The 24,569-nt window shown below is 62.0% G+C and carries 26 protein-coding genes; 14 read left to right on the forward strand and 12 right to left on the reverse strand.

Annotated features, from left to right (window positions below):
• Positions 1–26 precede the first annotated feature (26 nt).
• Positions 27–797 carry a hydroxyacylglutathione hydrolase gene (gene gloB, locus RB548_RS15065; RefSeq protein WP_331372080.1) on the forward strand — a complete coding sequence of 257 codons (771 nt, stop codon included), beginning with the start codon at positions 27–29 and terminating at the stop codon, positions 795–797.
• A complete protein-coding gene (locus RB548_RS15070; RefSeq protein WP_331372081.1) occupies positions 797–1,240 on the forward strand; it encodes a cupin domain-containing protein in 444 nt (147 codons plus the stop codon). Before gloB ends, RB548_RS15070 begins: the two co-directional genes overlap by 1 nt.
• A gap of 3 nt (positions 1,241–1,243) precedes the next feature.
• Here RB548_RS15070 and yddG read toward each other — a convergent pair whose 3' ends face one another.
• Positions 1,244–2,134, reverse strand: coding sequence for an aromatic amino acid exporter YddG (gene yddG / locus RB548_RS15075; protein WP_331372082.1), 891 nt, complete (start codon positions 2,132–2,134; stop codon positions 1,244–1,246).
• Between the two features lie 107 nt (positions 2,135–2,241).
• Complete coding sequence (locus RB548_RS15080; RefSeq protein WP_331372083.1) at positions 2,242–3,018, reverse strand: DUF3108 domain-containing protein; 777 nt, start codon at positions 3,016–3,018, stop codon at positions 2,242–2,244.
• Between the two features lie 366 nt (positions 3,019–3,384).
• On the opposite strand from RB548_RS15080, the gene rpmB reads away from it, so the two are divergent.
• Positions 3,385–3,675, forward strand: a complete 291-nt coding sequence (gene rpmB / locus RB548_RS15085) for a 50S ribosomal protein L28 (RefSeq protein WP_136508834.1) — start codon at positions 3,385–3,387, stop codon at positions 3,673–3,675.
• A 142-nt stretch (positions 3,676–3,817) separates the two neighbouring features.
• Positions 3,818–4,459, forward strand: a complete 642-nt coding sequence (locus tag RB548_RS15090) for a VUT family protein (protein ID WP_331372084.1) — start codon at positions 3,818–3,820, stop codon at positions 4,457–4,459.
• Between the two features lie 96 nt (positions 4,460–4,555).
• Here RB548_RS15090 and RB548_RS15095 read toward each other — a convergent pair whose 3' ends face one another.
• The 4 genes from RB548_RS15095 to RB548_RS15110 all read right to left on the reverse strand — a co-directional run bounded on the left by RB548_RS15095 (position 4,556) and on the right by RB548_RS15110 (position 9,384).
• Complete coding sequence (locus RB548_RS15095; protein ID WP_331372085.1) at positions 4,556–5,551, reverse strand: esterase-like activity of phytase family protein; 996 nt, start codon at positions 5,549–5,551, stop codon at positions 4,556–4,558.
• A 129-nt stretch (positions 5,552–5,680) separates the two neighbouring features.
• On the reverse strand, positions 5,681–7,576 hold the full coding sequence (cobT, locus tag RB548_RS15100; protein ID WP_331372086.1) for a cobaltochelatase subunit CobT: 1,896 nt from the start codon (positions 7,574–7,576) through the stop codon (positions 5,681–5,683).
• 100 nt (positions 7,577–7,676) lie between these two features.
• Complete coding sequence (gene cobS / locus RB548_RS15105) at positions 7,677–8,672, reverse strand: cobaltochelatase subunit CobS (RefSeq protein ID WP_331372087.1); 996 nt, start codon at positions 8,670–8,672, stop codon at positions 7,677–7,679.
• Positions 8,673–8,748: 76 nt separating this feature from the next.
• Positions 8,749–9,384, reverse strand: coding sequence for a J domain-containing protein (locus tag RB548_RS15110; RefSeq protein WP_331372088.1), 636 nt, complete (start codon positions 9,382–9,384; stop codon positions 8,749–8,751).
• A gap of 121 nt (positions 9,385–9,505) precedes the next feature.
• On the opposite strand from RB548_RS15110, the gene RB548_RS15115 reads away from it, so the two are divergent.
• Complete coding sequence (locus RB548_RS15115) at positions 9,506–9,787, forward strand: BolA family protein (RefSeq protein WP_331372089.1); 282 nt, start codon at positions 9,506–9,508, stop codon at positions 9,785–9,787.
• A 240-nt stretch (positions 9,788–10,027) separates the two neighbouring features.
• Here the strand turns inward: RB548_RS15115 and RB548_RS15120 are convergent, their stop codons facing one another.
• From RB548_RS15120 to RB548_RS15130, 3 genes are read right to left on the reverse strand one after another with little or no spacing between them, the layout of a single operon-like run.
• The gene (locus RB548_RS15120; protein ID WP_331372090.1) at positions 10,028–11,335 is read right to left on the reverse strand and encodes an HlyC/CorC family transporter; all 1,308 of its coding nucleotides are present in this window, start codon (positions 11,333–11,335) and stop codon (positions 10,028–10,030) included.
• Positions 11,332–12,465, reverse strand: a complete 1,134-nt coding sequence (aroB, locus tag RB548_RS15125) for a 3-dehydroquinate synthase (RefSeq protein ID WP_331372091.1) — start codon at positions 12,463–12,465, stop codon at positions 11,332–11,334. Before aroB ends, RB548_RS15120 begins: the two co-directional genes overlap by 4 nt.
• Entirely contained in the window at positions 12,458–13,048 is a 591-nt protein-coding gene (locus RB548_RS15130) for a shikimate kinase (protein ID WP_331372092.1), read from the reverse strand. The genes aroB and RB548_RS15130 overlap by 8 nt, the downstream gene beginning before the upstream one ends.
• Positions 13,049–13,264: 216 nt before the next feature.
• On the opposite strand from RB548_RS15130, the gene RB548_RS15135 reads away from it, so the two are divergent.
• From RB548_RS15135 to RB548_RS15160, 6 genes are all read left to right on the forward strand, one after another.
• Entirely contained in the window at positions 13,265–13,414 is a 150-nt protein-coding gene (locus RB548_RS15135; protein ID WP_153441575.1) for a hypothetical protein, read from the forward strand.
• The gene (gene xerD / locus RB548_RS15140) at positions 13,411–14,364 is read left to right on the forward strand and encodes a site-specific tyrosine recombinase XerD (RefSeq protein WP_331372093.1); all 954 of its coding nucleotides are present in this window, start codon (positions 13,411–13,413) and stop codon (positions 14,362–14,364) included. The genes RB548_RS15135 and xerD overlap by 4 nt, the downstream gene beginning before the upstream one ends.
• Positions 14,365–14,427: 63 nt before the next feature.
• Positions 14,428–15,381 (forward strand): acetyl-CoA carboxylase carboxyltransferase subunit alpha, encoded by a 954-nt coding sequence (locus tag RB548_RS15145; protein WP_331372094.1) that lies wholly within the window; start codon positions 14,428–14,430, stop codon positions 15,379–15,381.
• A gap of 213 nt (positions 15,382–15,594) precedes the next feature.
• Complete coding sequence (locus tag RB548_RS15150; RefSeq protein ID WP_331372095.1) at positions 15,595–17,034, forward strand: L,D-transpeptidase family protein; 1,440 nt, start codon at positions 15,595–15,597, stop codon at positions 17,032–17,034.
• Positions 17,034–17,270 (forward strand): sulfurtransferase TusA family protein, encoded by a 237-nt coding sequence (locus RB548_RS15155; protein WP_331372096.1) that lies wholly within the window; start codon positions 17,034–17,036, stop codon positions 17,268–17,270. The genes RB548_RS15150 and RB548_RS15155 overlap by 1 nt, the downstream gene beginning before the upstream one ends.
• 183 nt (positions 17,271–17,453) lie before the next feature.
• Positions 17,454–17,936, forward strand: a complete 483-nt coding sequence (locus RB548_RS15160; protein ID WP_331372097.1) for a methyltransferase family protein — start codon at positions 17,454–17,456, stop codon at positions 17,934–17,936.
• Positions 17,937–18,042: 106 nt separating this feature from the next.
• Here RB548_RS15160 and RB548_RS15165 read toward each other — a convergent pair whose 3' ends face one another.
• Positions 18,043–19,176 (reverse strand): CobW family GTP-binding protein, encoded by a 1,134-nt coding sequence (locus RB548_RS15165; RefSeq protein WP_331372098.1) that lies wholly within the window; start codon positions 19,174–19,176, stop codon positions 18,043–18,045.
• 97 nt (positions 19,177–19,273) lie between these two features.
• Positions 19,274–20,362 carry a D-alanyl-D-alanine carboxypeptidase family protein gene (locus RB548_RS15170; protein WP_331372099.1) on the reverse strand — a complete coding sequence of 363 codons (1,089 nt, stop codon included), beginning with the start codon at positions 20,360–20,362 and terminating at the stop codon, positions 19,274–19,276.
• A 175-nt stretch (positions 20,363–20,537) separates the two neighbouring features.
• Here RB548_RS15170 and RB548_RS15175 point away from each other — a divergent pair, with 175 nt between their 5' ends.
• Positions 20,538–21,701, forward strand: a complete 1,164-nt coding sequence (locus RB548_RS15175; protein ID WP_331372100.1) for a M20 aminoacylase family protein — start codon at positions 20,538–20,540, stop codon at positions 21,699–21,701.
• A gap of 25 nt (positions 21,702–21,726) precedes the next feature.
• A complete protein-coding gene (locus tag RB548_RS15180; protein ID WP_136508815.1) occupies positions 21,727–22,191 on the forward strand; it encodes an Lrp/AsnC ligand binding domain-containing protein in 465 nt (154 codons plus the stop codon).
• 21 nt (positions 22,192–22,212) lie between these two features.
• Here RB548_RS15180 and RB548_RS15185 read toward each other — a convergent pair whose 3' ends face one another.
• Positions 22,213–23,253 carry an NAD(P)-dependent alcohol dehydrogenase gene (locus RB548_RS15185; protein WP_331372101.1) on the reverse strand — a complete coding sequence of 347 codons (1,041 nt, stop codon included), beginning with the start codon at positions 23,251–23,253 and terminating at the stop codon, positions 22,213–22,215.
• A gap of 219 nt (positions 23,254–23,472) precedes the next feature.
• Between RB548_RS15185 and RB548_RS15190 the strand changes: the two genes are divergently transcribed.
• Positions 23,473–24,414: an AraC family transcriptional regulator gene (locus RB548_RS15190; RefSeq protein WP_331374981.1), complete on the forward strand. Its 942-nt coding sequence runs from the start codon at positions 23,473–23,475 to the stop codon at positions 24,412–24,414.
• Positions 24,415–24,569 lie beyond the last annotated feature (155 nt).

The raw sequence follows: 24,569 nt of genomic DNA on the forward strand, positions 1-24,569 counted from the left end.
CGACACGCCGATCGGAGGATCTCAACATGGCCGCGCTCGAACTCGACCTCTTCCTCTGCCGCACCGATAATTTCGGTGTGCTTCTCCATGATCCGGCAAGCGGTGCGACGGCATCGATCGATGCTCCGGAAGAACGACTGATTCTCGAAACGCTGGAGCGACGGGGCTGGCGCCTCACGCACATCCTGACGACTCATCACCACGGCGACCACGTGGCGGCGAATGTGAGCCTCAAGGAACGCTTTGGTGTCACCATCATCGGGCCAAAAGGCGAGGCATCGAAGATTCCCGGCATCGACAGGAGCGTCGGCCAGGGGGACCGCTTCGATTTCGCCGGTCATCCGGTCGAGGTCATCGAAACGCCCGGACATACCGCGGGCCACATATGCTTCCATTTCCCGAAGGATAAGCTGCTGTTTGCCGCCGACACGCTGTTTGCGCTCGGCTGCGGGCGGCTGTTTGAGGGAACCGCCGAGACGATGTGGCAATCGCTGAACCGGCTGATGGCGCTCCCGGACGACACGTCCGTTTATTTCGGTCACGAGTACACGCTCAGCAATGCGCATTTCGCCGTGACGATCGATCCCGAAAACGCAGCCCTCAAGGCGCGTGCCGCCGAAATCGAGGAGACGCGATCGGACGGCGGGTTCACCGCGCCGACCACGATCGGCCTCGAAAAGCGGACCAATCCGTTCCTTCGCGCGGGCGACCAGAAAATCCGCAAGCATCTTGCCATGGAGAACGCGAGCGACGCGGAGGTGTTTGCAGAGATCCGCAAGCGCAAGGATAATTTCTGATGGACGTCCCACGGGATCTCACGCCAGCCGCAATTGTCGACGCGCTTGGATTGGCGAGACATCCGGAGGGCGGCTGGTATGTCGAGACCTTCCGCGATGACGGTGGCGCGCCGCGCAGCCATTCGACGGCGATCTACTATCTTCTCGAAAGGGGCGAGCGGTCGCACTGGCACCGCGTCCGTGACGCAGCCGAGATCTGGCACCATTACGCGGGCGCCCCTCTCGAACTCAGCATCGCCGAACCGGGCAAGCCGGCTTCGCGCTTCCGCCTCGGTCCGGATCTGCTCGACGGGGAAAGGCCGCAACACGTCGTTCCCGCCAACTGGTGGCAGTCGGCCGCCCCGCTTGGAGACTGGACGCTCGTCGGCTGCACCGTGGCGCCGGGTTTCGATTTCTCCGCATTCGAGATGGCGGCACTCGACTGGCGGCCGCCGGAGAACTGACGCCTATTCCGCTGGCTGCAGGGCAGTACTGCTTTTGCGAAAAATCATGTCCTTCGCCGCCAGCATCGCACCGCCGGTGACGAGCAGGCAGGCGCCGGCAATTCGCCACGAGGGCTCCGCAAAGCCGAACAGGATGAGGATCAGCGTCGAGAGGACCGGTGCGGCATAGCTTGCCACACCGAGAAGCTGGATGTCTCCGTTCTTCACACCGAAGTCCCAGGCATAGAAAGCCGCGCCGACCGGCAGGAGACCAAGTCCGGCGACCGCGAGCCATTCGAAAGCCGTCTGCGGCCAGATCGTCGCTTCGAGACCGAGGTGGCAGAGGAAGGAAAGGATGGAAGTCGCGAGGCAGAAACCCGTGACGACATCGGTCGAAACCGCGTCGAAGCGGCGCGTCAGCAAGGAATAGCCCGACCAGGTGAAGGCGCAGAGCAATGCCGCGCCGTAACCGAGGGTATAGGCTTCGTCGAAGGCGATGCCATTGCGGGCGACGATCAGGATCGTGCCGCCAAGCCCCGCGAGCGCGCCGGCGATGTGATACCAGCGAAGCTTCTCGCCCGGCAGCAGCGCCGAGCCGACCACGATGAGCAGCGGCCAGAGATAGGCGATCAGGCCCGCCTCGACGGCCGGGGCGTTGCGAAGCGCGGTGAAATAGAGAAAGTGATAGCCGAAAAGCCCGACAATTCCGGTGATCCAGACCTTGGCCGGCTGCTTCAGCAGCTTGAATCGCTCCGGCTTCAGCGCAAGCACCACGATGCCTGGCAGGCTGCCGATGAGGAAGCAGATCGCCGACAGTTGGAAAGGCGGCATTTTGCCCGACGCCGCGGTAAAGAGCGCCAGCAGCGACCACATCAGGATCGCGGAAAAACCGATCAGCGTTGCATTGAACTTCATTCCTGTCCCCACGCCCGGCTCACTTTCGTCAAAGCCGCGTCAATTCAATCATGCTTTTGCATAGTTAGCGCCCGTTCGCGACGGGCGAAAGAGAAGATCGGGATCGATCAATCGCCAAACCGCGTCGCGGAAACGGTCACGGGACCGAGCTTCGTCGGGATGCGGACATAGACCGGGGCATAGACGTCGACGGCCTCTGCTCTTGCGAACCAGACCTCCATCGTCTCCAGTCGGCGCAGATATTCGACATCCTCTCGCCCCTTCCTGTATCCCGCTTTCGGAACGAAGCGGACACCACAGACGATGACTTCGCCCTCGAATCCTCTGGTCTTGAAGCTTCGGGTTCCCTTCGGCGAGAGCCTGATATCAAGCCGCGATTCGCCATCGAAGATCGGCAGTGTGTTGGGGCAAACCCTGCTCTTTCCGGGAATGATCAGCCCGGAGAGCGGGTCCAGCACGTTGCGCATGTCGCGGCTCGTCACCGGCACCCAGTTTTTCGGAAGCGGGTTGCGCTTCGGGGTCATGCTCGCACGCACGACATTGCCGTTGCGGAAGGTCACGCTGATCGCACGCGACTTTCTGCCACTGCGATAGGACATCGAATATTGCGAGGCGCGCAGATGATCATTCGCGATCACGCCGGAAACTCGTGTCTGGCCGGACGTGCGGCTGATGATGTCGACGAGTCCCGCGGAATTCAGCGTGCCGGAAATCGTGTAGCGATTCTTTTCAAGTTCGGTGTGGAAAGTGGCGCGTGCCAAAGGCAGGCCGGCAAGCGCAATACTGTAATCTGTCTGATGCTGGATATCCGCAGCCAAGGATGCTGTGGAAAACATCATGGCGGCCAGCAATGCTGACGCCCGGAAGCCATTGCGCCTTTTCATGCCCGAAAGCCCTGTCGTTCCTTAGCCGTTGCAATCCTCTGGGATGCAGGCGGTTTGCGGCTTTTTTTGCGCCAACTGCTCAGATTCCGGCCGCCGCAACGCAGAACGAGCGGCGCCTCTTCATTGCACGGCGTTCAAGACAAATAGCGCAGTGAATAACGGCTTGGAATGGGTATCGGCAGAGATTATTGTAGCAGCGGCGGCGATCGCGTTGCGGTTTTTCGAGAATGCGCATGGTTTGGCTTGACTGGCAGGCCTTCTGTGACTATAGAACCGCGACTTTCCAATAATGGCCAACAGGAACGCGGCCTGGGCTCTGGGCCCGCTACCGCATTGTCCGGCGGCGATAAAGAGAATAGGTGTACCATGTCCCGTAGTTGCGAATTGACCGGCAAGGGCGTCCAGTCGGGCCACAATGTCAGCCACGCCAACAACAAGACCAAGCGCAAGTTCCTCCCGAACCTGTGCAACGTCACGCTGATTTCCGATGCTCTCGGCCAGCGATTCCGCCTGCGCGTTTCCGCAGCGGCTCTCCGCTCGGTCGAACACCGCGGCGGGCTCGACGCTTTCCTGCTGAAGGCTGACGAGAACGAGCTGAGCATGCGCGCTCGCCTGCTGCGCCGCCAGATCGTCAAGAAGACCGCTGAAGCAGCCTGATCGGCGCCAGCTCTTCCGACAAGACTTGAAGGCTTGCCGACTTCGTCCGGCAAGCCTTTTTCTCGTGTCGTGACCTCTTCAGCCGCCGCGCAAGTACCCGGTCACGGTTTCTCCAACTGGTGGCATCACCCAGGATAAAAAAATGCTGATCAACCGCACGTTCTTTATCTATGTCGCACTCATGACCCTCGTGGTCGTGGCATCGAATTTCCTCGTCCAATACCCGCTTCCGGGCTCCATCGCCGGCATGAACCTCGGCGACCTGTGGACCTGGGGCGCTTTCAGCTATCCCTTCGCCTTCCTCGTCACCGATCTTACCAACCGCCATTTCGGACCGCGGATTGCGCGGCGCGTGGTCGTCGCCGGTTTTGTCGTCGGCGTCACTTTCTCGATCTATCTCGCGACGCCGCGCATCGCGATCGCTTCCGGCTCGGCGTTCCTGTTCGGTCAGCTCCTCGACATTTCCGTGTTCAACCGGCTGCGTCGCCAGACCTGGTGGCAAGCACCGCTCGCCGGCTCTCTCATCGGCTCGGCATTGGACACCGCGATGTTCTTCTCCTTCGCCTTCGCGCCGTTCTTCGCGTTCTTCGGACCGAACGACAGCTTTGCGCTGGAGACTGCCCCCCTGCTCGCCGTGCTTGCAGCAGGGGCGCCACGCTGGATTTCCTGGGCGCTCGGCGATCTTCTGGTGAAGATCCTTTGCGGCATCGTGCTGCTCTTGCCCTACGGAGCGCTGATGAGCGTCGTCAAGCCGATGCCGGCGGCCAACGCCACCACCGCATAAGGCAAGCGAGGAACGAAATGACGTTGACGGGGTCGCGGTGCGGCCCCGTTTTCATTTGCGAGCCTGATGCCGTTTCCCGCGCCGACGGTGGGCGCTTCAACTCGAAACCAGCCGGAATTCGAGCATCAGGTTACGTTCGAGAATCGAATGATTGTCATCAGAAACGACGAACACGCGAATCTCGCCGTCGGGCCGAACGACAACATCCAGCCCCTCCATATTGTCGATCTGGTAGCTCATGTCGGCCTTGAGCAACACCTCACCGTCGACCACGGCGCCTGGGCGGATATCGCCCGCGGCGATCCGGCGAATGCGCATGCCGAGACCGGAGGCCAGATTGAAGCGGCGCTCCAAGAGCAGCAGATCGCCGTTTGGCAGGAAGGCACCGTCGGTAACAGCATAAGGATCCTCGCGAACGACCGTGAATGCCCCCTTCATCGGCCCATCGAGAATACCCGCCAGAAGGTTGTCCGACTTGTCGACACTGCGTTCCGCCACGACGACCGCAGCCCCGTGAAGTGGACCGTTCTTCGGCGCGATCGCGATCGTTTCAAGGCCGCCGTTGATGCGCAGTTCCTCGACGGGAAACGGCAGAACCATCTGTCCGACGGGCCTTGATCGCGCGAAACCCGGATCGGGATAGACTTCGATGCGGGCCAACTGCTCGAAACTGACGATCGCCTTACCCTCGCGCAGGGCCAACCCTTCCGAGTCCACCCTCCATTTTTCGAGCTCGGCACCGCCGTCCCCATCGATCATCGATGTCACGGTCAGGTCGCTCAGCCCCAGAAGCCTGCCTCTATCGTCGCGGACAACGGCTCCCTCGACCCAGTGGCCGGTGTCCATCACGGCGACGAAGGAATCGCTGCCCGGATGAAACCTGATCGCCGAAATCGCGCCGAGCAGCGGGTTGCGGGAGGTTATTTCGATGCCGCCGATGAATTCGAGTCTGCCGAACACCCTCTCGTTGGAGCCGGCCTTGAATTGTCTTATCTGCCGCGCCTGAACCGGCACGATCTCGGTCGTCGGCTCCGGCTGCGCGATTGCAGGCGATGCCAGAAGGGAGAGGAGGACAAGGCTTTGACGGAGCATCTAAGAGGGACCTTCGGAGGGCAATGCGAGGGCGTGACAAGCCGCGACGGCATTGCAGCTCTCAAATCGGGCGCAGAAGCCTTCGCAGGCAGAAACTCAATCACTGCGGGGCCGTGGATCGGCTAAACCCTAGCCCGCGCGGCGCATCCGCCCTGGGCGACGATGCAGGCTTTCGTCCTCGAAGAGCGCTGCCAGCTGCTCCGTCATCGCACCCGCCAGTTCGTCCGCGTCGACGATCGTCACCGCACGGCGGTAATAGCGCGTCACGTCGTGGCCGATACCGATCGCCAGAAGCTCGACCGGCGAACGGGTCTCGATCTGCTCGATGACGGCGCGCAAGTGGCGTTCGAGATAGTTTCCGGGGTTCACCGACAAGGTGGAATCATCAACCGGCGCGCCGTCCGAGATCATCATCAGGATGCGCCGTTGCTCCGGCCGCGCCAGCAGCCGGTCGTGCGCCCACATCAGCGCCTCGCCGTCGATATTCTCTTTTAGCAAGCCTTCGCGCATCATCAGCCCGAGATTGCGGCGCGCCCGACGCCAAGGGGCATCGGCGGATTTGTAGACGATGTGCCTCAGATCATTGAGACGGCCGGGCGCCTGCGGCTTGCCACCCGCCAGCCATTTCTCGCGCGACTGTCCGCCCTTCCACGCCTTGGTGGTAAAGCCGAGGATCTCCACCTTGACGCCGCAACGCTCCAGCGTACGGGCGAGAATGTCGGCGCACGTCGCCGCAACCGTGATCGGCCGACCGCGCATCGAGCCGGAATTGTCGATCAGCAGCGTCACCACGGTATCGCGGAAGGTCGTGTCCTTCTCACGTTTGAAGGAAAGCGGCTGCATCGGGTCGATGATGATGCGTTGCAGCCGGGCCGTGTCGAGATAGCCCTCCTCCAGGTCGAACTCCCAGGAGCGATTCTGCTGCGCCATCAGCCGGCGCTGCAGCCGGTTGGCGAGGCGGCCGACCGCTCCCTGCAGGTGCGCCAGCTGCTTGTCGAGGAACGCGCGGAGGCGATCGAGTTCGGCCTCGTCGCAAAGCTCCTCTGCGGTGATCGTCTCGTCGAATTCCCGTGTGTAGACGGTGTAGTCGACCTTCTCGTTGAAATCCGCGAAGGGATGGTTCGGTCGCTTGACCTCGCCGGGCGTCTCGCTCTCCTCTTCGCCCTCGTCCTGAAGGTCGTCGTCGGAAATCTCGGCGCCGTCCATCTCGCCTTCTTCCATCTGCTCCTCGGCAGACTGGTTCTCATCGGCAGGTGCTGCGTCGGAGCCTTCTTCCTCGTCGCTCGCGTTCTCGTCCTGCTCCTGGCTGCGCGGTTGGTCCTCGTCGGTCTCGCTTTCCTGCTCGTCCGGTTCGATATCGTCCTCGCCGTATTGCTCGGCGACATCCATTGACGACAACATGTCGCGCACGACGCGAGCGAAGGCCTGCTGGTCGTTGATCGTGGACGGCAGGTTGCGCATGTCCGCGGCCGCCTTGCTCTCGATGAAATCGCGCCAGAGGTCGAGCACCTTGCCGGCCGATGCCGGTGGCTTCTCTCCGGTCAGCTTCTCGCGCACGAGAAGCGCCACCGCCTCTTCGAGCGGTGCATCCGACTGGCTTTCGATCGCCGCGAAATTCGCCTTGGCGTATTTTTCGTCGAGCATTGTGGAGAGGTTGTCGGCCACCCCGGTCATCCGCAGTGCTCCGATCGCCTCGACGCGCGCCTGCTCAACGGCATCGAAAATCGCCCGCGCGTCCGCTCCCTGCGGCGACATCGTCGCGTGGATGCGGGCGTCGTGGCATGCCTTGCGCAGCGCCATGGAATCACCCAGGCCTCGCGCCACCGCGAGCTCCTGTCGGCTCGGGCGCTTGGAGAGTTCCGGAAGCCGGATGCGCTCGCCCGCCATTCCGGGACGCTCGTTTGCAAAGGCGACCTCGAGCTCGGCATCGCCGGCAATCGACCGGATACAACCGGAAAGCGCCCGCTTGAACGGTTCAGCGGCGTTTTCCCTCGTGTTCGGTTTCGCCTTGGAGTTCGAGCTCACGACAAAATCCTTTTCAGCCAGATACGGTGACATCCGGGCGCTTACAGCGAAGTCTGCGGCAAGGGGCCGACCCCTGTCCGAGGCCGGCGGCGGAAACCACTCAGGCGGTGGCCTCCAGCACGATGTTGGCGGCGCTCTCCTTGAGCTCGACGCCGAAGGCCCGCTGGTAGTGCTCGGCGACCAGCGCCCGCTCCAGCTCGTCGCACTTGTTGAGGAACGTCACGCGGAAGGCGAAGGCGATATCGCCGAAGATATAGGCATTCTCCGCCCAGGTGATGACCGTACGCGGGCTCATGACCGTCGAAAGATCGCCATTGATGAACGCCGCGCGCGTCAGATCCGCGACGCGAACCATCTTCGACACCGTCTCGCGCCCCTTGCCGGCGGTAAAGCCCTTGACCTTGGCGGCGACGATATCGACTTCCTTGTCGTGCGGCAGGTAGTTCAGCGTGGTGACGATCGACCAGCGGTCCATCTGCGCCTGGTTGATCTGCTGCGTGCCGTGATAGAGGCCGGTCGTGTCGCCGAGGCCGACCGTATTGGCGGTCGCAAACAGGCGGAAGGCCGGGTGCGGGCGAATGACGCGGCTCTGGTCGAGCAGGGTCAGCCGGCCCGAGGATTCGAGCACGCGCTGGATGACGAACATGACGTCCGGGCGGCCGGCGTCGTATTCGTCGAAGACGAGCGCGACATTGTGCTGGTAAGCCCAGGGCAGGATGCCGTCCTTGAATTCGGTGACCTGCAGCCCGTCCTTGACGACGATCGCATCCTTGCCGACGAGGTCGATACGGCTGACATGGCTGTCGAGGTTGACGCGTACGCAGGGCCAGTTGAGCCTTGCGGCGACCTGTTCGATATGGGTGGACTTGCCGGTTCCATGGTAGCCGGCAACCATGACGCGGCGGTTGTGGGCGAATCCTGCGAGAATGGCGAGCGTCGTTTCGCGATCGAAGAGATAGTCGGGATCGAGGTCGGGCACATAGGCGTCGCCCTTCGAATAGGCAGGAACGCGCAAATCCGTATCAATGCCGAAAACCTCCCGGACCGAGATCGTCGCGTCGGGGAGGTTGGAAATGTCGAGGTCAATCTTGCTCATCATGTCTCCAGAGCGGCCGCCGGTTGGCACCCGCGCATTCGCCTGCGAAAAGTGCTTTCTGTCATAATCCGCGTTGTTAGCAGAAACCAGCCTGTTTTAACAATTGATAGGCTTGAATAACCGCGCGAAAACGGTCCTCCGATCCCCTGTCTCCGCCATTCGCATCGGGGTGGTGCTTCTTCACGAGCTCCTTGTAAGCCGCCTTGATATCGGCAGCCGTTGCCGAGGCCGCAAGACCAAGCGTTTCGAATGCCTTGGCTTCGAGCGTTTTCAGCTTGCGCAGGCGTGGTTCGTGCCGAGCCGACCGGGCGCGCGCCTCGTTGAAGAAGCCGAAAGGATCCCGCATGCGGGCCTGCGCCCCGGCCGTGCCGGAACGCATTTGCGACTGGGTCGGCCCATTGCGGGCGTTCCTGTTGACGCCGACGGTCCAGGTTGGACGATGACCGGTCACCGCCTCCTTCTGGTAGCGCGCGATCTCGGTGTCGGAGAGGCCTGAGAAGTAGTTATAGCCCTTGTTGTATTCTTTCACATGTTCGAAGCAGAACATGAAATATTCGCCCTCGGCATTGCGGCCGACCGGAGCCCGATGCATCGCCTTCTTGTCGCAGCCGTCCCACTGGCATACCGGCGCAGATGGCTCTGCGCGCGGCTCCACCTTGCGGCGCGTACGGATGCGATCGAAGTATTTTGAATCGAGTTTCATAGCCGACATTATGGGGTTTGGAGGGCCCCACAACAAGAATTGACAAAGACGAATGTTGCTGGCTTTGTGCGAGCATTTTGCGCCGCCAGGGCTCATGCCGAAGGCCGATCCAGGGAAATAGGACGGAAGAATGTCGCTGCAAAGCCGGATCGAACAGAAACTCCTCGAAGCCTTCCATCCGGAGCGCCTCGCGGTGATCAATGAAAGCCATCTGCATGCCGGTCACCAGCCCGGCTTCGACGGCGAAGGTGAGACGCATTTCCGGATCAGGATTGTCTCCAGCGCATTTTCCGGCATGAGCCGAGTGGCGCGTCACCGCGCGATCAACGACCTCCTGAAGCCGGAGCTCGATCAGGGTCTGCATGCGCTCGCCGTCGAGCCGGCCGCACCGGGAGAGCCGACGAGCTGGTGAGCGCGTCACGCTTGCTCCCCCCTCAACCCTTTGAACTAGAGCAATTCCAGGAAAAGTGTGTAACGGTTTTCCGTCCGGAATTGCGTGGTTTCAGAGAGTTAGATCGCTTTAGTGTTTCAGTGAAACAATGAAATGATCTAGAGCGCCGTGGGTTCAAGTGAACGCACAAAGGATGCTCTAGCACTTTGATTCTAGAGCATCTTATCCGCTTTCAGTGATTCCACTTGAAAGCGGGATGCTCTAGCCGATCGACGTTCCATCCTCCGCCGGGCGGATGCGCAGCTTGGTGATCCGGTTCTTGATCCGCTTCATGACGATGAAGCGCTTGCCGTAGAAGGTAAAGGCCTGCCGCTCTTCCGGGATACTCTTCGATTCATGGATGACGAGACCGGCGACCGTGGTCGCCTCCTCGTCCGGCAGCGACCAGTCCAACGCCCGGTTGAGGTCGCGGATCGGCACCGAGCCGTCGACGACGATCGACCCATCCGCCTCCTGCCGCACGCCCTGGATATCGATGTCATGCTCATCGGCGATATCGCCGACGATCTCCTCAAGGATATCCTCGAGCGTCACGAGGCCCTGGACCTGACCGTATTCGTCGACGACGATCGCGAGATGCAGCTTGCGCCGCAGGAAGGCGTTGAGCTGGTCCCTGAGGTTGGTCGTATCCGGGACGAACCAGGGCTTCTGCGCGATCTTGACGATGTCGAGGCTCGCAGGCTCGACATCCGGTTCCGCAAGCGCGCGCAGGAGATCCTTGGAGTGGACAACTCCGATGATGTTGTCCGTCGAGCCCCGCCAGAGCGGCAGGCGCGTGAACGGGGCTTCGAGGATCTCCCGAACGCAGAGCTCCGGCGGCTCGTCCGCGTTGATCGCGCGCATGGCGGTGCGGTGGATCATGATATCGGAAACCTCGAGTTCGCCGAGATCCAGCACCCCACCCAACCGGTCGAGGTCCGCCTTGATCACGGATCCCTCCCGGTGAAGCAGATCGACGGCGCCGCGCAGTTCCTCCTGCGCCGACAGCATCGGCATGTCGGACGAAAGGTTCACGCCGAAGAGGTTCAGCAGGCGTCGGACGATCGTATTGATGAGCGCCGATACAGGACCGGCGATCGCCACGAACGGTCTCACGAGGGGCGCCACGACGAGCGCGAACCGGTCGGGAGAGGCAATTGCCCAGCTCTTCGGCAACACTTCGGCAAAGACCACGAGCAGCACGGTCATGCCGAGTGTGGCGACTGCCACGGCGGAACTGCCAACGAGGCTGATCAGGAGGCTTGTTGCCAGGGAGGTCGCGAGAATGGTGACGAGGTTGTTGCCCAGCAGCAGCGTTCCAACGAGGCGATCACGACGCTCGATCAGCCGACTGACGACGCCCGCCCGGCGATCGCCATTGCTCTCGAGCGTGTGCATCCGCGCCCGGGAGGCCGCGGTCAAGGCAGCCTCCGATCCGGAGAAGAACGCGGAGAGCAACAGAAGGCAAATAACCGAAACGAGAGACAGCCAGTGTTCCGCCAGAAAGGCCAGAAACGCGTCGCCGGTCATTGGGGGTGCTTCTCCTTAAGGAAGCTCAGCACTTCTGAGAACGGAACATCATCGGCGACAAAGGACTGACCGATACCCCTGGTGAGGATGAAGGTGAGCTTTCCGCCCTTCACCTTCTTGTCCTGGGCGATCGCGTCCATCAGCCGTTCGGCTGGCGGCAGGCTGCCGGGTATGTCGGCCATCCGCGTCGGCAGGCCGACCGCTTTGAGATGGGTTTCCACGCGCCGTGCATCGTCCGGGCTCGCGAGGTTCATGCGAGCCGAAAACTCGTGTGCCAGCACCATGCCGATCGCAACGCCCTCGCCATGCACAAGGCGTGCGCCGTCATATTCCGTCGCGGCCTCCAGGGCATGGCCGAACGTGTGTCCGAGATTGAGAAGCGCGCGCAAGCCGTTCTCGCGTTCGTCCGCAGCCACGACGTCGGCCTTCGCCTGGCAACTGACGGCAATGGCCTCGATCCGAGCAGCTCCCCCGGCGAAGACGGCCTGCCAGTTCCGTTCGAGCCAATCGAAAAAGTCCGGCTTGTCGATCAGGCCGTATTTGGCAACCTCGGCGTAGCCCGCGCGAAATTCGCGCGGACTCAAGGTATCGAGGACGTCCGTGTCGGCGAGAACGAGATCCGGCTGATGAAAGACACCGATCAGGTTCTTGCCATGCGGCGAATTGATCCCGGTCTTTCCGCCGACGGAAGAATCCACCTGTGCCAGCAGCGACGTTGGAATCTGGATAAAGCGCGAGCCGCGGCGGACGATGCCCGCCGCACAGCCAGTGAGATCGCCGATGACGCCACCGCCGAGCGCGATCACCGCATCGTTCCGCTCGATCCTGGCGCCGAGCACGGTTTCGCAGACAGGAATGAGATGGTCGAAGCTCTTGGTCTTTTCGCCGGCAGGCAGCACGAGCGAGACGCCCTCGATGCCGTTTTCACTGAGGCTTGCCATCAGCGGCTGAAGATAGCGTGGCGCGACATTCTCGTCGGTAATGACCGCCATCTTCCGGCCCTTGAGGCGCGACGCGATTTCCTTGCCCGCCGCGGCGATGAGGCCGGGGCCGATGAGGATGTCGTAGGAGCGATCTCCTAGGTTCACGCGGACCTTGCGTTCGGCGGCGGGCGTCACATGGCTATTCATGGCTTTGAGCTTTCTGGCGATCGGCGATGGCGGTGAGAACCTCCTCGACGATCATCTCCTTCTTCACATCGCGCGAAAGGACGGTCAGATCCGCCTCCGCGTAGATCGGGTAACGCGCGCGCATCAGGTTTTCGAGCGTCTGCTTCGGGTTCTCGGTTTTAAGAAGCGGTCGCGTATCGCGCTTGTTCACGCGCTCCCACAGCACGTCGAGATCCGCATTGAGCCAGATCGTCACGCCGCCCTTCTTGATCTGTCGACGCGAGCGTTCGTTGATGTAAGCGCCGCCACCGGTGGAGACCACCCGGGGGCCGGATCTCAGCAGGCGTTTTAGCACGCGGGCCTCGAGCGCTCGAAATTCTTCCTCGCCATAGGCCGCGAAAAGCTCGCTGATCGTCATGCGGGAAACCCGCTCGATCTCATGATCGGAATCGATGAAGGGAATGCCGAGCGCCTGCGCGGTCAGTCGACCGATTGCCGATTTTCCCGCTCCCATCAGTCCGATGAAAACGAGGTTGCGCTTACCGAGGGCGAGCTTCGCCCGTTCGGCAAGCGTCGCGGAAACCGTTTCGGTCACGTCGTTCATTGCGCTTCATTTTCCCCATTCCCCTCCGATATCGACAAATCGACGGGGAGCGTCAAGTCGTCGCGCGCGCCGCGCGACGCTTCTTGAACTCGGCGTCGGGGCCGTTCATATAGTTCACGCATCCGCCGCAGACGCGCAAAGGTCGCTGCAGCACTTTGAAGAACGACTGCATGATTTTAACGAGCTCCGATTAGGGATCATGCAGAGGAGACCGAAATGCCGACCCTTTTCCGCTTCCTGTTCTTCTTGGCCGTCTTTGCCGCCATCGTCTATGGCACAATGGTTGCCCTCGTTACTTTCGTCGAGCCGGTCGAGCGGGATGTAACCGTGCGCATTCCATCGGAACGGGTCAACAAACCGCAATGACCGACCGATCCGCCGCCTACGTCGAATCCTTTCTGGAAATGATGAGCGCCGAGCGCGGGGCGGCGACCAACACGCTGCAATCCTATGAGCACGATCTCGAAGACGCGCTCTCCTTCTTGCGGAGCCGTGGCACGCGGTTGACCGATGCCTCGGCCGACGACTTGAGAAGCTACCTTTCGCATCTCGCCGGCGAGGGCTTCAAATCCTCGTCCCAGGCGCGCCGCCTGTCCGCGTTGCGGCAATTCTACAAGTTTCTGTACGCCGAAGGGCTTAGGGGCGACGATCCGACCGGGATCCTCGACGCGCCGAAGAAGGCGCGCGCGCTGCCGAAGACGCTCAGCATCGACGACGTGACCAGGCTGATCGGCCAGGCGGAAACCGAAGCTGCCACCGGCTGTGAAGACGCATTCGCCCAACTGCGCATGCATGCGCTGATCGAGCTCCTCTACGCAACGGGGATGCGTGTCAGCGAACTCGTGTCGCTGCCGGCAACCGTGCTCTCGCAGAACGGTCGCTTCCTCGTCGTTCGGGGCAAGGGCAACAAGGAAAGGCTTGTCCCGTTGTCGCAGGCCGCCATGCGCGCCCTGCGCGCCTATGGCGACGCGCTCAGATCGAAGAACGCGGAGGCCGACCGGCCCGAGGAGAGCCCCTGGCTCTTCCCCTCCTACGGCAAGACCGGCTATCTGCCGCGCCAGGTTTTTGCACGTGACCTCAAGGGTCTCGCGGCGCGCGCCGGCATAAGAGTCGCAACGATCTCGCCGCACGTGCTGCGCCATGCCTTCGCCAGCCACCTGCTCGCCAACGGCGCCGACCTTCGCGCCGTGCAGGAACTGCTCGGCCATTCGGACATTTCAACGACACAAATCTATACGCATGTGCTTGAAGAACGGCTGCATGACCTCGTGCAAAACCATCACCCCCTTGCCAAACAGGCGAAAAAACAGGATTAGGACCGCCGGGCAGGCTGGCTTCGACCGGACAGCCCTGTCGCAAATTGATCGGAAACGCATCTCATGCACAACTATCTCGACTTCGAAAAACCCATCTCTGATCTCGAAGGCAAGATTCTGGAACTGAAGAAGCTCGCCAGCGAAGATGAGAGTGTGAACACATCCGACGAGATCGCGCGGCTTGAGGTGCGTGTGCGCGACGCGATGGCCGAGATCTATTCGAAGCTGTCGCCGTGGCAGAAGACCCAGGTCGCCCGTCACCCGCAGCGCCCGCATTTCCTCGACTACGCGGGCGAACTCTTCACCGAATTCACGCCGCTTGCCGGCGACCGCAACTTCGCCAACGACGATGCGATCCAGGCGGGGCTCGCCCGCTTTCGCGGCATGCCTGTCGCCGTCCTCGGTCAGGAAAAGGGCAACGACACCAAGTCGCGCATCAAGCACAATTTTGGCAGCCCGCGCCCGGAAGGTTATCGCAAGGCGATCCGCATCATGGAAATGGCCGACCGCTTCAGCCTGCCGCTGATCACGCTGGTCGATACGGCGGGCGCCTATCCGGGCGTCGGCGCCGAGGAGCGCGGCCAGGCCGAGGCGATCGCCCGCTCGACCGAAATGTGCCTCAACGTCAAGGTGCCGATCGTGACCGTGGTCATCGGTGAAGGCGGCTCCGGCGGGGCGATCGCGATCGCAACTGGCAACCGCGTCTATATGCTTGAGCACGCGATCTACAGCGTCATTTCGCCGGAGGGAGCGGCTTCGATCCTGTGGCGCGATTCAACGCGCGCCAAGGAGGCCGCCAGCAGCATGAAGATCACCGCCGAGGACCTGAAATCGCTCGGCATCATCGACGGTATCATTCCCGAACCGGTCGGCGGCGCGCATCGCGACCCGGCGTCGGTGATCAGCCGCACGGGGACCGTGATCGCGGACGCGCTCAAGGACCTGTCCGGCCGCAACGGTGACGAATTGCGGACGGACCGCCGGCAGAAATACCTCAACATCGGCCGAAATCTCTGAACCATTGCGATTAAAAACGCCGGCAACGGCAACCGGAAATCAAACTGTGGCCAAATCTTGGCCATATTCATGCGGTCAAGAAAGACGGCGTGCGCAGGGGGATCCTGCAGGGTTAAGATTTCGTGAAGAATAATCGCTTACTGATTCGTCGAGGGCGCCCCTCGACGAGACGGCGCTCAATGACGGATTGTGTTTTTTAACGGGCCTCTGCCGATGCGTTTCAGGAACCTTGTCGCCACCGCCGCTATAGCAGCCGCGCTCGCCGGCTGTACCAACGAGACGCTGGACTCGGTCAATCTCTCCTCGGTCAAGAGCAAGACCGAGTATCAGCTTTCGAGCAAGATGACCGCGAAGATGCGCGAACTGGGGATGCAGAAGACCTCTCCGATCGCGCTACGGATCTTCAAGGAAGAAGGCACGCTCGAGGTGTGGAAGGCGAACGCGGCCAACCGCTTTCAGCTGCTGAAGAGCTACAAGATCTGCGCGTGGTCCGGAAAGCTCGGTCCCAAGGTGAAGGAAGGCGACCGGCAGGCCCCGGAAGGGTTCTATCCGCTGTTCCCGCACCAGATGAACCCCAATTCCAACTATTACCTCGCTATCAATACGGGTTTCCCCAATACCTACGACAAGGCCAACGGCCGCTCCGGCACGCATCTGATGATTCACGGCGCCTGCTCTTCGTCGGGCTGCTACTCGATGACCGACGAGCAGATCATCGAGATCTTCGCGCTGGCACGCGACGCCTTCAGGGGCGGGCAGCAAAGCGTCCAGTTGCAGGCGTTTCCGTTCCGCATGACCGCGGAGAACATGGCCCGCCATCGCAACAACCCGAACATCGAGTTCTGGAAGATGCTGAAGATGGGCTACGACCAGTTCGAGGTGACCAAGCGCCCGCCGGAAGTGAATGTCTGCGAGAGGAAGTACGTCTTCAATCAGCAGAGCGACGGCACGTTCAATCCGATGGGCCAATGCCCGGCCATGTCGACGCCGCCGGCTCTGCAGGTCGCGATGACAAGCTTCGAGAAGGACTATCAGCGCGACTACGACAAGGCGCTGAAGAAGTACGAAGGCATGGTCTGGTATGAGCCGAGCGAAGCCGAGCGCAAGGCGATCGTCGCCGACCAGCGCAAGGGCCGTGAACTCGCCTATGCGCCGACCGGCAATTCTTTCGACGCCGGCAAGCTGATGAAGGTGAGCGACCTCGAAAAGAAGGTTGCAGACGAGAAGGCGGCCGAGGAAGCCAAGCAGGCGGCGCTGATCCAGAAGGAGGCGCTTGAGAAAGCGACCCGGGGCGGCGCGAGCGTGCCGGTGCCGCAGGCAAGCCCGATCGAGCGCCCTGTTCTGCAGGCTGCCGTCCAGCCGGCGCCCGCCAGGAAATCCTTCTGGAACCTGTTCTCGGCAAGCGAGCCGGAAGCCGCGCCCCCCGCGCCGACGGTCCAGGCACCCGAGCAGCCGGCCGCCGTTCAATCGGGCGCACCGCAGCCCGCGGCAAACCAGCAGCCAGCGGCAGCCGACCAGAAGCAGGCGCCCGCCCCGGCCGGAAGCAACGCGCAAGTTGCCGCGACCCCGGCGGAAAACCCGCAAGCGGCAGCCGAACAGCCCCCCGCCGAACAGCCGAAGAAGCGCCCGTTCTGGAAGATCTGGGGCAATTGATGCCGGACGAACCCAGGACCGTCTATGATCTGAGGGGGCTGAAATGCCCCCTTCCCGTTTTGAAGACGCGCAAGCGCATGCAGACGCTCGCTCCGGGCACCCTGCTCGAAATCGAGACCACGGATCCGCTCGCCGTGATCGACATCCCGCATTTCTGCAGCGAGGATGGACACCGGCTCGAGGAAGCGGCGCCGACAGAAGGCGGCCATCGCTTCCTCATCCGCAAGAAAACGTAGCGGTCCAGCGGAATGTCGCTGCTTCGGCCATCATGCATTCCGGCTCCCGGTTCCGGCGGCTGCCTCCGCTGCGTCTGATGAGACTCGCGACATTGAAGGCCCGCCTTCCAGCACCCCATCGAGAGGCTCCAATGCGGTCGGAATTCTTGCTATGATCCCGGCGAAATACGATGGGGCTGCACAATGAACGATGCGGGCGGCAATTTCCAAGACAGTTCCGGCGCGGCGGTGCGGCCGCCGATCGTCTGGGCACTGGCGGCCGTGGCGGGGCGCGTGATTGACGCACTCTACCCGCTGCCTTTCCTCCCGGCGGCAGTGCCGGCCGGTTGGTTGGGCACCATCGTATTCCTCTCCGGCCTCGCACTGTTGATCTGGGCGGCGACGACCTTCCGCCGGGCAGGAACACACATCCCAACCACCCAGCCGACGACGACGATCGTCGAAGATGGACCTTATCGCTTCAGCCGTAACCCGATCTACATCGGCATGTTTCTCGGCCTGATCGGCCTCGCCGTCGGCTTCGACAGCCTGTGGCTGCTCATTCTGCTGGTGCCATTTTACTTCGTCATCCGCTACCTGGTGGTCGCCCGAGAGGAAGCCTATCTCGAAGTCAAGTTCGGTGATGCCTATCGCGGCTACAAAAGCCGCGTCCGCCGCTGGCTGTAGGGGTGGGCAAAGAAGACGGCTTCCGGCGGAGGCTTGCATCTCGCTCGCGCGCGCCCTTCACCGGCAGGGGTATCAAACCGGCCTATTTGAAAGCTTCGGCGCTGATCTAGAATTTCATGCCGGGAACTGCGAGCGGGTTGTCGGAGAGAGCTTGCGCATCCGGCCGATCGATGCGGGGCGTGCCGGTGAAGGCATCGAAGAGGTCGCGCACGAAAGCTTCCTCGAGGCCCTTCGTGATCAGCACCATGCGCGTGCGCCGGTCGGCAGGATCCGGCCACGCCGCCAGCCGCTCCGGCGCATGAAAAACGGTCTGCACGCCGTGCAGAACAAGCGGCCGTTCGGGTTTGTCGGCCACGGAAACGACTGCCTTCATCCGCAGCAGCTTTTCGCCATGGGCCGAACGTAGAAGATCGATGAACATTTCAAGCGCCATCGGTTCGATCGGACGATCGTGGACGATGCTGAACGACCGGATGTCCGAATCGTGGCGCGTGACATCGTGATCGTGATGATCATCATGATGGTCATGGTCGTGATTATGGTGGTCATGATCATGATCGGCCTGCGCCTCGTCCTGAAGCCAGCGGCCGACATCGGCGACCTTGGTCGACGCGTCATAGAGACCGCAGGCGAACAGATCCGCACGGCCAGCCTCTTCCGTGTCGCCGTCGATCACCGGAGCGCGCGGGTTGAGGTCCCGGAGCCGTTCCAGGAGCGCATCGCGCTCTGCGTCATCCGCAAGCTTGGTCTTGCTGACAACGAGCCGGTCGGCGACCGCGACCTGCTTCAAGGCTTCCACGTGGTTCGCGATCGTCTGCAGTCCGTTGACTGCGTCCACGACCGCGACGACACCGTCCAGCCGGAAGTTCTGCGCGATGACCGGATTGCCGAGCACGGATTGCAGCACCGGCGCCGGATCGGCAAGCCCGGTCGTTTCGATGACAACGCGTCTCAGCGGCTTGATGCGGCCGGTCTGCATCCGATCCATGAGGTCGGCAAGCGTGTCGACAAGCTCTCCGCGCACCGTGCAGCAAAGGCACCCGTCGGAAAGTTCTATCACACCATCGCTCGACGCCTCGACCAGCAGGTGGTCGATCGAGACATCGCCGAATTCGTTGATGATGACCGCGGTGTCGGAGAGGTCGGGATCTTTGAGCAAGCGATTGAGAAGCGTCGTCTTGCCCGCACCGAGAAAGCCGGTGAGGATCGATACCGACACCACCGGCAATGAACCGTTCATGGCGGACTCCGTCTTAGATCACGCTGGTTTCGGATCGGATCGTCCGAAATCCAATTGAGACACGGGATGCAGCCGAAGGCCGCGCATATTATCCCGCTCAAAAACTCGGGCGAGGAACCGGAATCGGCACGTTGGCGATCTCGGTAACATCACCCTGCGCCGCGACATCGGTGCCGGCCTTGGCAGTCTTTTCGCCGCTGCCGGGAATAAGCCCCGCAAAAGCGAGCTTCAGCGGGCGATTGATTTCGTGGATATAAGGCGAAAGCAGCTTCTGGCGACCGGCTTCGTCCCGGCCCTCGCTGCGCACCTTCGCCGCGGCCTTGGAGCAGATCTCCTTGCTGACATCGGCAACCATGTCGCGGCCCTCTCCATAGGGCGCGATCTGCGTCAGGGACTGCTTGCCTGCGTCGGCGGTCGTCAGCGCCATCTGCAACAGCCGGGCGGACTCGTCGGCCCGGGCGCCAAGACTGTCTTCCCCGAGGACAACCGAAACGACGCTGCGGCCACCGCGCGTCGCCGACGAGACCTGGTTGAAGCCAGAGGCACAGATAAAGCCGGTCTTCATGCCGTCCGCGCCCTCGAAGCGGCCGATCAGCATGTTGTAGTTGGCATAGTCCTTCTTGCCGGTGGTGAAGCCCTCCAGCGAGAAATAGGACGCATATTCGGGGAACTCCCGCTTCAAGGTGATCGCGAGCACGGCCAGATCGCGCGCCGTCGTGTACTGACCTTCACCGGGCAGTCCGTTGGCATTGATGAAATGCGACGAAGTCATCCCGATACGGCGCGCCTCGGCATTCATCCGCTCGATGAAGGCTGCTTCCGATCCGCCGACCGCTTCCCCGATGGCAACGGCGACGTCATTTGCCGATTTCACCAGCATCATCTTGAGGGCGCTGTCGAGCGTCATCGCCTGGCCGGGCTTGTAGAACATCTTGCTCGGCGGCTCGGATGCGGCATTCTTCGTCATCACGACCGGGCTTTCCAACGTCAACTGCCCCGTCTTGATCGCCCGAAAAGTCGTGTAGGCCGTCATCAGCTTGGTCAGCGACGCCGGGTACCATCTCTTGAAGATGTCCTGATGCTCATAGACCTTGAGCGAGTTGACGTCGACGACCAGCCTCGGATTGGCAGATGCGGGAAGCACCGCCGCCAGGAATGCCGCACAGGCTCCCGCGAGAACGCCCATCGCCCTCGCCCCGTCACGCCCCAAGAATCCACCTGTCACCACAATCCGACCTCGAATTTCCGCAGTTGCCTCGCCTCGTCCCGGTATTTAGCCTATATGGCGAGGAGATGGCAAAGCCCAATCCATGGCTGCCGCGCCAATCCACCGTGACTGAACCGACCGACAGGACGACCCTATGCCGATTCTCAACCGCGCCGCCGAACTCCAGAGCGAAGTCACCGAGTGGCGGCGCCACCTGCACATGAACCCCGAACTCCTGTTCGCGGTGGAAAATACGGCAGCCTTTGTGGAAAGGAAACTGAAGGAATTCGGCGTTGACGAAATCGTGACCGGCCTCGGTCGGACCGGCGTCGTCGGCATCATCCGCGGCAATCTCGGCACCGGCCGCACCATCGGGCTGAGGGCCGACATGGACGCCCTGCCGATCAACGAGGCGAGCGGCAAAGCCTGGGCATCGACAACCGCCGGCAAGATGCACGCCTGTGGCCATGATGGCCATACGGCCATGCTGCTCGGTGCGGCGAAATACCTCGCCGAGACGCGCAATTTCGCGGGCTCCGTCGCGGTCATCTTCCAACCGGCGGAAGAAGGCGGCGGCGGCGGCAACGAGATGGTCAAGGACGGCATGATGGAGCGTTTCGCGATCGAGGAGGTCTACGGCATGCACAACATGCCGGGCATGCCGGTCGGTCATTTCGGCAGCCGCGTCGGCCCGATCATGGCCTCCACCGACGAGTTCACCATCACCATCAACGGCCGCGGCGGGCACGCGGCGCAGCCGCACAAGACGATCGATCCGATTGTTATCGGCGCGCAGATCGTCAACGCGCTCCAGACGATCGCCTCGCGCACTGTCGATCCTCTCGGATCCGTCGTCGTCTCGGTCACCAAGTTCAACGCCGGCTTCGCCCACAACGTCATTCCCGAGCAGGCGGTTCTCGCCGGGACCGTCCGCACCCTGATGCCAGAGGTGCGCGACACCGGCGAGGCGCGCATCCGCCAGATCGCCGAAAGCATCGCCGGCGCCTACGGCGCGACGGTCAACGTCTGGTACGGCCGCAACTATCCGGTGACGGTCAACCACGCCGAAGAAACCGGCCACGCGCTTGCGGCAGCCGCGACGGTCGCCGGTGCCGCCCAGGTCAATGCTTCGCTCGACCCGATGATGGGCGGGGAGGATTTCTCCTACATGCTGCTTGCCCGCCCTGGCGCCTTTATCTTCATGGGCAACGGCGACACGGCCGGCCTCCACCATCCGGCCTACGACTTTAACGACGAGGCGATCCCCCACGGGATTTCCTATTGGGTGAAGCTCGCTGAAACGCGACTGGCCGCCTGAGAGACGCGAGCGGGAGGCGGCGGCAATGCACCAGATCGACAAGACGGATCGCAGAATCCTGAACATTCTGCAGGCGGACGGGCGGATCACCAATCTCGAACTGGCGGACCGCATCGGCCTGTCGCCGACCGCAACCAGCGAACGGCTGCGCCGTCTGCTGAAGGAAGGATATGTCTCCGGCTTCGGTGCGCGCCTCGATCCGCACAAGCTCGGCTTCGGTCTGCTCGTCTTCATAGAAGTCATGCTGGACAAGACGACGCCGGAAGTCTTCGACCAGTTTGCGATTGCCATCAAGCAGGCTCCCGCCGTGCTCGAATGCCACATGGTCGCCGGCGGCTTCGACTATCTCGTCAAGACGCGTTTCGAGGACATGACCGCCTACCGCAATTTCCTCGGGCAGGTGCTTTGGACGCTGCCCGGCGTCAAGGAAACCCGCACCTACGCGGTCATGGAAGAGATCAAAAACGACGGTCCGCTGCCGCTCGTCTGAAGGCGACAGCGGACCTCTGTTTCAAAGTGAGGCCATGTCGATCACGAAGCGATAGCGCACGTCGCTCTTGATCACCCGTTCGTAGGCCTCGTTGATCTGACCAATCTCAATCATCTCGATCTCGGAAACGATGCCGTGCTCACCGCAGAAATCCAGCATCTCCTGGGTTTCCTTGATCGAGCCGATCATGGAGCCGGAAATGCTGCGGCGTGCCGGAACCAGCGAAAAGGCGTGGACCGGCACTGGATTCTCCGGAATGCCGACGAGCACGAGGTCGCCGTCGACCTTCAGGAGATTGAGATAGGCGTTCCAGTCGATCTCGGCGGCGACGGTGCAGATGATCAGGTCGAAACTCCCGGCAAGAACCTGGAATGTCTCCGGATCGTTGGTCGCGTAATAATGGTCCGCACCGAGCTTCAGCCCGTCCTCCTTCTTCGAGAGGCTCTGGCTCAGCACCGTTACTTCGGCGCCCATCGCATGGGCGAGCTTCACGCCCATGTGCCCGAGGCCACCCATGCCGACGATTGCGACCTTCTTGCCGGGTCCCGCCTTCCAGTGGCGCAGCGGCGAGTAAAGCGTGATGCCGGCGCAAAGCAGCGGGGCGGCTGCATCGAGCGGCAGGTTCTCGGGAATCGAAAGCACGTAGCCTTCCTTGACGACGATATGATCCGAGTAACCGCCCTGGGTCGGGGTCTTTCCGTCGGCTTCGACGCCGTTGTAGGTCACGACCAACCCGGGCAGATAATGCTCCAGATCGAGATCGCGGCTGGCGCAGGTCGTACAGGAGTCGACAAAGCAGCCGACGCCGGCACGGTCGCCGACCTTGAACTTCGTGACCTTTGATCCGACCGCCGAAACGATGCCGACGATCTCGTGCCCCGGCACCATGGGAAAAGCGGAGTTGCCCCATTCGTTGCGGGCCTGATGGATATCGGAATGGCAGACGCCGCAATATTTGATGTCGATGACCACATCGTCGTCACGCGGTTCGCGGCGCTCGAATGTGAAAGGTACCAGGGGCTTCGACGCATCGGTCGCCGCATATCCTCTTGCTATAGCCATGGGTCTGTCCTTGATGTCTGGGAAATGACGCGCTCTGAGGCATGGACCTCCAGCGACAGGGTGGACTATGCTGTCCCTGATCGATGATGCGTTAGTGCGATCCTGCAAAGTTTTTGCACAATCCTGCAAGAATGCCGGGACCGTCGTGGCGAGGCCGTGCGCGGAGCCTATCTGAACGGCGTACCGCGCAGACCTAAGATACTGGAAAGGCCGATGAATATGACAATGACACAACAGACGCCACGCCAGGAGATGATCGATATCATTGCCCGTATCGCCGAAAAGGATGGAGACCACGCAACGATCGTGCCGGGTCTCAGCATCCACCGGCATTCAAGCACGGCGAAACCGAATTGCGCAGCTTACAAGCCGAGCCTCGCTATCATCGTGCAGGGCGCCAAGCGCGTGGTACTCGGCGACGAGACCCTCGTCTACGGCGCTTCGGACTATCTGTTGACCTCGATCGACCTGCCGGTCCTCTCCCAAGTGTCGCAGGCGTCGCCGGAAGAGCCGTACATGAGCCTGGCGTTCCAGATCGATACCGGAAAGATCTCTGCACTGCTCGATCTGGTCGGCGACCACCGGGTGAAGCCGGCGGCCTCCGCGCGCGGAATGACGGTGAGCAAGATAACACCCGATCTCGAAGACGCGGCGCTCCGCCTGCTGCGGCTGCTCGAGCGCCCGGACGACATTGCCGCCCTTCTGCCGTTGATCGAGCAGGAACTCCTCTACCGCCTGCTCATCGGGCCGCACGGCACGAGGCTCAGGCAGATGACGACGGCGGAAAGTCAGCCGCACCAGATCGGTCGCGCCGTCGCATGGCTGAAGGAGCACTATGCGCACCCATTGCGCATCGACGATCTCGCAAGCCGCGTCAGTATGAGCGTTTCCTCGCTTCATCATCATTTCAAGGCGATCACGGCGATGAGTCCGCTGCAGTATCAGAAACAGCTCCGGCTGCAGGAGGCGCGGCGCCTGATGCTGGAGGAGCGCCTCGATGCCGGCGATGCCGGCCATCAGGTCGGCTATGAGAGCCAGTCACAGTTCAGCCGCGAATATTCCCGTCAGTTCGGCGAGCCGCCGGCGCGCGATATCGGCCGCGTTCGCCGCAGCCTCGTCGGACTATTGAGCGGCGAGACGGAGATGCTGAGCGAGGGGTAGAAAGCCGAAGATACTTCGCTCATTACCGCGCCCGTGCGTCTTTTCAGACGCACAAGGGACGCTGTAGCACTTTGAATTGCTGCATGTTTTGTCCTTAATCCGGCTACGATTTAAGGAAACATGCAGGAGGCTCCTGTCTGCTGCTGCCCGCGCAG

Origin of the sequence: Sinorhizobium chiapasense, assembly GCF_036488675.1 — a bacterium.
Taxonomy (GTDB): Bacteria; Pseudomonadota; Alphaproteobacteria; order Rhizobiales; family Rhizobiaceae; genus Sinorhizobium; species Sinorhizobium chiapasense.